We start from the raw sequence: 6,616 nt of genomic DNA, 5'->3' as shown, positions 1-6,616 counted from the left end.
GACGTGGGACGCCGCCGGCCTCTCCGGCCCGGACGCGGACACCGCGTCCGCGCTCCACCCGGCCCCGTCCGGCGACTCCGGCCATCCCGCGTATCCGCAGCCCATGGGCTATCAGCAACCTCATGAACATCAGTGGCCTCAAGAACCACTGGACCATCAGGGCCCGCCCGGCCATCCGGGCCCGGTCGCCGCCCACGGACGGCCCGAGCACCCGGCGCCGCAGCCGGCGCGGACGTACCGTCGGCTTCGGCGCGGCCCCGGGGTCGTCACGGGCCTGGCGCTGGCGGCGCTGCTCGCCGTGCTGGACGTCGCCGCCCTCGCGATCCTGATCGCCCGGCCGTCGCTCAGCAGCGGGCACCGGGGCGGGCTGCTGCCGGTGGTCGCGTCCTCGTTCGCGCTCGTCGCGGTCGTCACGCTGGTCGCGGTGATCGTCGCGTGGCGGGGCAGCCGCGCGGCGGCGTGGACGGTGGTGGCGGCGCGGGTCGTCCGGGTCGCGATGTGGGCGGGGTGGGGCGCGCTGGTCACCGTGCAGCCGTCCGCGCTCGCCGGGCACGCCGCCCTCACCGCGCTGGTGGTGCTCCTGCTGGCCCAGGGCCTCTGGGCGTCCTGATCACCGCCGCTCCGACCACTCCCCGAGGTCGCGGCGCTCGATCGCCGCCGCCATCAGGTCGGGGAATGCGTCCGGGGTGCAGGCGAACGCCGGGACGCCGAGCGCCGCGAGGGCCGCGGCGTTGTCGTGGTCGTAGGCCGGCGCGCCGTCGTCCGACAGCGCGAGCAGCACGACGATCTGCACGCCCGCCGCCGTCAGCGCCGCGACGCGCTGCAGCATCCCGTCGCGGTCGCCGCCCTCGTACAGGTCGCTGACCAGCACCAGGATCGTCTCGTTGGGCCGGGACACGAGGCCCTGGCAGTACGCGACCGCGCGGTTGATGTCGGTGCCGCCGCCGAGCTGGGTCCCGAACAGGACCTCGACCGGATCGTGCAGCTGGTCGGTGAGGTCGGCGACGGCGGTGTCGAACGCCACCAGCGACGTCCGCAGCGACCGCATCGACGCGAGCACGGCGCCGAACACGCTCGCGTACACCACCGACGCCGCCATCGAGCCGCTCTGGTCGATCGCGAGGACCACGTCCCGCTGCACGGCCTGCCGCCGCCGCCCGTAACCGATCATCCGCTCGGGCACGAGCGTGCCGTGCTCCGGCAGGTAGTGCCGCAGGTTCGCGCGGATCGTCCGGTCCCAGTCGACGTCCGCGAGCCGCTTCGGCCGCCGCACCCGCGCGGACCGGTCGAGGGCGCCGCCGACCGCCGACCGGGTCCGCTGCGCGAGCCGCCGCTCCAGCTCCTCGACGACCTTGCGGACCACGGCCCGCGCCGACTCCCGGGCCTTGTCCGGCATGACCTTGTTCAGCGACAGCAGCGTCCCGACCAGGTGCACGTCCGGTTCGACGGCCTCCAGCATCTCCGGCTCCAGCAGCAGCCGGGTGAGGTCGAGCCGCTCGATCGCGTCCTTCTGCATCACCTGCACGACCGTGGACGGGAAGTAGGCGCGGATGTCGCCGAGCCAGCGGGCGACCGACGGAGCGGAGTCGCCGAGCCCGGCGCCGCGGCGGCCCGGCCGGGGCCGGCCCCCGCCCGCGTCGCCCGCCCCGTAGAGCTTCTCCAGTGCCGCGTCCATCCGGGCGTCGTCGCCGGTCAGGGACACGCCGGTGCCGTCGGCGCGCTCGCCGCCGAGCACCAGCCGCCAGCGCCGCATCCGTTCCGGATCCTCGCCCACGGCGCCTCCGTCCGGGATGCCTCCGTTCCCGATGCCTTCGTCTCCGCTGCCTTCGTTCACGGTGCCTCCCAGCCGAGGACGCGCAGGGCCGTCGCGACGGCCGGTGCCGCGCGCTTCTCGTCCACGTCGCCGGCGGACGGGCGCGGCGGCCCGGAACCCGTCCCGGCGCGGCGGACCCGCTCGCCGATCGCGCGCCGCTCGGCGGCGGCGTACGCGCCGAACGTGCGGCGCAGCAGCGGCAGGACGTCGGTGAACGCGTCGTCGGGCAGCCCGGCGATCCAGCCGTCGACCAGGCGGAGCAGCTCCTCGTCGTGCACGAGGACGAGCCCGCCGCCGGACAGGAACCCCTCGACCCAGGCGGCGGCGCGGGCGGGCGCGGCGCCGACCGACACCGCACGGGCCATCCGGGCGGGGACGTCGTCCAGCCGGCCCGCGTCGAGCAGCAGCCGGGTGACGCGGCCTTCGAGCAGCCCGTGCAGGGTCTCGGGCCGGGCGATCAGAATCTTCAGGGCCGCGCGCCAGCGTTCGAGGTGCGCGTCGTCGGCGAGCAGGGCGAGGGCGCCGTGCACGGAGTCGATGTGCCCGAGGAAGTCGCGGGCCGCGTCGTCGTCGAGGCCGGACACGGCGGGCGGCAGGCCGACGCAGATCCGGACGACGAGGCCGTCGACGACGGTGCGCAGCGGGCCCGTCGCTGTGCCGCGCACGTCGCCGTAGCGGAGCGCGCGCACGAGCGCGGGCAGCGCCGCCATCAGGTGCGCGACGTCGGTGTCGAGCGCGGCCCGGTCGGCGAGCGCGCGCATCACGGTCGGCAGCGCGTCGCCGAGGTCGGCGAGCAGGCAGCGCTCCGCGACGGACGTCAGGTCGGGCAGCGCCGTGGCGCCGGCGGCCATCGCCTCCGCGCGGGCCGTGGTCGCGTCCCGCACGGTGGTGCCCCACGCGCTCGCCTCGATCAGCTCGACGTCGAACTCGGGCCGCCACGCCAGCGTCCACGTCTCCCGGAACGTCCCCTTCGAGCGGCTCTCCGCGGGCACGCCCCAGTCGACGTCCAGCAGCCGGAGCCGGTGCAGCAGCCGGCTGCGCTCCAGGTCGGTGGGCTTGCGCAGGTCGAGGTCCTGCTCCTTGTCGAGGGCGGACGGCTTGAGCCGCAGCCGCCGCTGCTCGGCCTGCAGGTCCCGCTGGAGCGGCACCATCGGCGTCCGGTCCGGGACGGAGCCGAGCCGCTCCCCGACGACCATCCGCTCGCGGATCAGCTCGACGGGCAGCTCGGCGCCCTCGCACAGCACCGCGCGGGTCGCCTCGGTGACCTCGTCCAGCCCGGCGAGGGGGCGGCCGCGCAGCGCGGCGAGCGTCTCCGCCAGCCGGACCGCCTCGATCACGTGCGCGGACGAGACGTGCAGGTCCTCCTCGCGCAGCAGCCGCGCGGCGCCGGCGAGCCAGCGTTCGACCGGCCGGTCCGGCACCGCGAACAGGTGGTGGTACCAGCCGGGGGCGCGGACGCCCGCGCCGTACCCGGAGCGGCCCGCCAGCCGGCCGTGCGTCCACGGCACCCACGTCATCGCGATCTTCGTCTTCGGCAGCCCGCGCAGCGTCCGGTCGTCGTGCGCCGCGGGCACCTTCGCCAGCAGGGCCGGGACGTGCCAGGCGCCGCAGACCACGGCGACCCGCTCGAACCCCTCCTTGAGGGCGCGGCGCACCGTCCGGCGCATGTGGGCCTCGCGCTGCTCCTCGCGCCGGTCGACCCGGGACGGCCCGACCCGTTCGCGCAGCTCGGCCATGGCCTCCGCGATCGCCGGGAACGGCGAGGGGCCCTCGTGGCGGTGCTCGACGACGTCGTCCCACCAGCGTTCGGCGTCGTCGTAGCCGGCGGCCTTCGCCAGCGTCCCGAGCGGGTCGAGCCGGACGTCCTCCGCCGTCTCCGCTGGCTCCGCCGCCTCGTCCGGCTCGTCCGGCTCGTCCGCGTCCGGCGGGACGAGCTGGTGGGCGGCGGGAAGGTCGCAGAACCGGACGGCCGCGCCCGCCGCCAGCCCGTACCGGATCGCCTGCCACTCCGGGCTGAACTCCGCGAACGGCCAGAACGCGGCCTTCCGGTCGCCCTTGCCCGCCGGAGCGCCGGACGGCCCGGCGGGGGAGTACGCCAGCAGCGCGACCGGCGGGACCATGCCGGGGTCGCCGGCCAGTTCCACGATCCCGTCCGCCTCCGGCGGCCCCTCGATCAGGACCGCGTCCGGCTCGAACTCCTCCAGTGCGCCGCGCAGCGCGCGCGCCGAACCGGGCCCGTGGTGGCGGATCCCGAAGACCTCGACCCGTCCGGCCGTCAAGACACCTCCCGGCAGGCGCGGTAGAAGTCCCGCCATTCCGGCCGGTCCCGCACGACGGCCTCCAGGTACTCCTGCCACACCACCCGGTCCGACACCGGGTCCTGGACGACGGCGCCGACGAGCCCGCCCGCCACGTCCGCGGCCCGCAGCACCCCGTCGCCGAAGTGCGCGGCGAGCGCCAGCCCGCTGGTGATCACCGAGATGGCCTCGGCGGTACTGAGCGTCCCGCTCGGCGACTTCAGCTTCGTGCGGCCGTCGGCGGTCAGCCCCGAGCGCAGCTCCCGGAACACGGTGACGACCCGGCGGATCTCCTCCAGCCCCGCCGGGGCCTGCGGCAGCTCCAGCGACGCGCCGATCCGGTCGACGCGGCGCGCGACGATGTCGACCTCGTCCTCGACGGTGTCGGGCAGCGGCAGCACCACCGTGTTGAACCGCCGCCGCAGCGCGCTGGACAGCTCGTTCACGCCCCGGTCGCGGTCGTTCGCGGTCGCGATGACCGTGAACCCCTTGCGCGCCTGCACCTCGGTGCTCAGCTCCGGGACCGGCAGCGTCTTCTCCGACAGCACCGTGATCAGCGCGTCCTGGACGTCGGACGGCATCCGGGTCAGCTCCTCGATCCGGGCCACCGTGCCGCGCCGCATCGCCCGCATCAGCGGGCTCTCCACCAGCGCCTTCTCCGACGGCCCCTCCGCGAGCAGCCGCGCGTAGTTCCAGCCGTAGCGGATCGCCTCCTCCGCCGTCCCGGCCGTCCCCTGCACCAGCAGCGTCGAGTCGCCGCCGATCGCCGCCGCGAGGTGCTCCGACACCCAGGTCTTCGCGGTGCCGGGCACGCCGAGCAGCAGCAGCGCCCGGTCGGTCGCGAGCGTCGCCACCGCGACCTCCATGAGCCGCCGCCGGCCCACGTACTTCGGCGAGACCACCGTCCCGTCGGGCAGCTCCCCGCCGAGCAGGTACGTCGTGACGGCCCACGGCGACAGCCGCCAGCCCGGCGGCCGGGGCCGGTCGTCGTGCTCGGCCAGCCGGGCCAGCTCGCCGGCGTACTCCTGCTCGGCGTGCGGGCGCAGCACCCCGGCGGGCACGGGTTCTCCGGTCACGGGTTCGGTCACGGGGCGAGCTCCTTCAGCATCTCGTCGCGGAAGCGCAGGGTGGTGATCAGGGCGTGGACGGCGCGCGGCAGGGCCCGTCCCTGCTCCTCGGGCGGGCGGCGGGCGAGCAGCTCCTCCAGCCGGGACGCGGCGGACGGGTCGAGGCGCCGCTCGGCGAGCCGGCACAGCTGGGTGAGGGCGTGCTCGTCGCGGCGCGTCGGGCGCCCGGCGGACGCGGCGAGCGTGCCGACCACGGCGGCGGCGAGGTCGCCGGTCCACGGCCCGGGGACCCGCTCCAGGATGGGCGGCAGCTCGGACCGGCCCTCCACCCAGCGGATCAGCCCCGCCGCCGCGGCGTCCCGCTCGCCGGCGGGCAGGACGGCGAGCAGGTCGGCGAGCGCGCCCGGCTCGTCCACCATCACCCCGCCCTTCAGCAGCGCGCGCGCCCACTCGGTGTCGTGCTGCTTCAGCGCGGCCCGCGCCCACCCGATGTGCACGTCCCGGGCGTCGCCGTCCTGCTCGTCGCGGCCGGGCCGCCCCTCGGCGGCACCGGCCGCCGCGACCGGCAGGCACACGATCTCCATCGGCGGCAGGCCGAACAGGTCCGTCCAGGTGCCGAGCGGCGTGCGGGCGAGGATCTCGCGCAGCCACGCCGCCCGCGTCCCCACCGGGCGCCCTCCGCCGCCGGGCGCGAACGACCCGCCCGGATGGAACGGGACGCCGTCGCGCGCCAGGTCCTCGCCGTGCGCCGCCGGCGGCTCGACCATGATCCACGTCTGCTCGCGGCCCCGCACGGTGCGCCGGCGCGGCGTCAGGCAGGCGCGGGCGCGCGCGGCCATCCGCTCCCCGTACGCGGAGCCGGGCAGCCGGGCGAGCAGGTCGGCGGCGAGCTGCCGGACGTCCTTGCCGCGGTCCTCCAGCGCCGACTCCAGGAACTCCTCGTCGTCGGGCGACAGCCCGGTCCGGAACGTGCCGAGGAAGGCGGCGCGGTCGGGCGCGGGCTCCTTCGCCCACGTCTCCCGCAGCGCCTCGCGGGCGGCGGCGGGGTCGGTGCCGCGCAGCGCGGTCAGGTGCGCGGCCCGCTGGTTGCGGGTGCCGGTCTCCCACACCTCGGCGCCGCCGCCCGGGTCGTCGCCCGCCCCGACCAGGTACGCCCAGTCGGTGTTCCGCAGCGCCAGCCACACGCCGCGCCGCCCCGCCGCGCGGCTGATCGACGGCCGCAGCATCCGGTCGCCGCGGCCGCGTTCGAGCAGGTCGGGCAGCAGCCGCGCCGGCACCCGCAGCCCGCGCGCCGCCGCCGCGTCCAGCCACTCGGGCAGCACCTGGACGTACTCGCCGCGCAGGATCCGGCCGAGCCGGGCGGCCGCCGCGGCGGGCACGACCGGAGCCTCCTCGGCGGGCGCCGGGGCGATCACCTCCGGCGCGCCGCGCCCGGGGAC

4 protein-coding genes and 1 pseudogene are annotated in these 6,616 nt (G+C 77.0%); 1 reads left to right on the top strand and 4 read right to left on the bottom strand.

Annotated features, from left to right (window positions below; translation table 11 throughout):
* Window positions 1-610, top strand: a pseudogene (locus F9B16_RS48515) (hypothetical protein); the annotation flags it as partial.
* On the opposite strand, the gene F9B16_RS48510 reads toward F9B16_RS48515, so the two are convergent.
* The 4 genes from F9B16_RS48510 to F9B16_RS51935 form a co-directional block, all read right to left on the bottom strand.
* Window positions 611-1,753 (bottom strand): VWA domain-containing protein, encoded by a 1,143-nt coding sequence (locus F9B16_RS48510; protein WP_151547032.1) that lies wholly within the window; start codon window positions 1,751-1,753, stop codon window positions 611-613.
* Window positions 1,754-1,830: 77 nt separating this feature from the next.
* On the bottom strand, window positions 1,831-4,128 hold the full coding sequence (locus F9B16_RS48505; protein ID WP_151547031.1) for a DUF5682 family protein: 2,298 nt from the start codon (window positions 4,126-4,128) through the stop codon (window positions 1,831-1,833).
* Window positions 4,089-5,198 carry an ATP-binding protein gene (locus tag F9B16_RS48500; RefSeq protein ID WP_151547030.1) on the bottom strand — a complete coding sequence of 370 codons (1,110 nt, stop codon included), beginning with the start codon at window positions 5,196-5,198 and terminating at the stop codon, window positions 4,089-4,091. Before F9B16_RS48500 ends, F9B16_RS48505 begins: the two co-directional genes overlap by 40 nt.
* Window positions 5,195-6,616: DUF5691 domain-containing protein (locus F9B16_RS51935; RefSeq protein ID WP_192809367.1), on the bottom strand; the 1,422-nt coding region annotated here is incomplete at its 5' end. The genes F9B16_RS48500 and F9B16_RS51935, both read right to left, overlap by 4 nt.

Source organism: Actinomadura montaniterrae, from assembly GCF_008923365.1.
GTDB lineage: Bacteria > Actinomycetota > Actinomycetes > Streptosporangiales > Streptosporangiaceae > Spirillospora > Spirillospora montaniterrae.
The sequence above is the reverse complement of the archived record's forward strand: the minus strand, read 5'-3'. Positions and strand labels throughout refer to the sequence as shown.